The 1,002-nt window shown below is 59.3% G+C and carries 1 protein-coding gene; it reads right to left on the reverse strand.

Annotated features, from left to right (window positions below):
* Position 1 precedes the first annotated feature (1 nt).
* On the reverse strand, positions 2-1,002 hold a 1,001-nt coding region (locus tag JQ567_RS37955; RefSeq protein ID WP_249166002.1), incomplete at its 5' end, for an ABC transporter substrate-binding protein.

A 1,002-nucleotide genomic window follows, 5' to 3' on the forward strand; every position in this document is an offset into this window, starting at 1 on the left:
TCTATTCGATCACCTCATCAGCGCGAAGGAGTAACGGAGTCGGCACGGTGAGGCCGAGCGCTTTGGCAGTCTTCATGTTGATCACGAACTCGAATTTGGTCGGCTGCTCTACCGGCAGATCGGACGGCTTGGTGCCTTTGAGGATCTTATCCACGTAACCGCCTGCACGGCGGAACAGATCGGCTAAATCGGGGCCGTAGACGATCAATCCGCCATTGGCGAATCGTCGGAAGAAATAAATCGCAGGCAGATGATGTTTCGCAGCGAGCGCGACAATTCGCGTGGCCTGGAAAATGTGCAGAGTATCGCCCAAAACAATGATTGCATCGGCGCGCTGGGCAGCGGCTGCGGCAAAGGCAATGTCGAGCTCCTCGGCCGTTGTCGCCTCAACTATCGGCAGAGCCACGCCTAGCTCGCGGGCCGTGCGGGGTATCTCCTCGGCTATTGTCAGCCTGTGCATTGGGCTGCCCGGATTGGCTAGGATCGCAATTTTCGAGGCGCTAGGCACCAGTTCGCGGAGGATTTCTATTCGTTTTGCGACGAAATTTCCTGGCACGTAGGTCGCAAGCCCGGTTATGTTGCCGCCTGGACGAGCTAGGCTTTGGACGAGGCCAAGTCCCACGGGATCGGCCACCGCCACGAATACAATCGGAATGGTGGCGGTGGCCGATTTCAGGGCAAGGGCTGCTTGCGGTCCCGAAGCAATTATCAATTCCGGAGTTAAGGCCACCAACTCGGCGGCTAAGGCTGGCAGGCGATCCTGGGCAAGACGACTTTCGACAAGCAGGTTGTTGCCCTCGATCCAGCCCTTCTCGCGCAAGCCGCTGAGCCATGCGGCGTGAACTGGGTTGCGAGCCGGCTCATCTACCCAAGCGCCTAGGAAACCAATTCGCCGAGGCCTCCCCTGCGCCCACGAACGCCTCGGCGAAACGAGCAGCGCCGCAGTAGCCGCTATGAACTCCCGCCGCTTCATTCGATCCTCATTGCAGCTTGAGGAGACGG

This window comes from Bradyrhizobium sp. AUGA SZCCT0431 (genome assembly GCF_018131065.1).
Classification (GTDB): domain Bacteria; phylum Pseudomonadota; class Alphaproteobacteria; order Rhizobiales; family Xanthobacteraceae; genus Bradyrhizobium.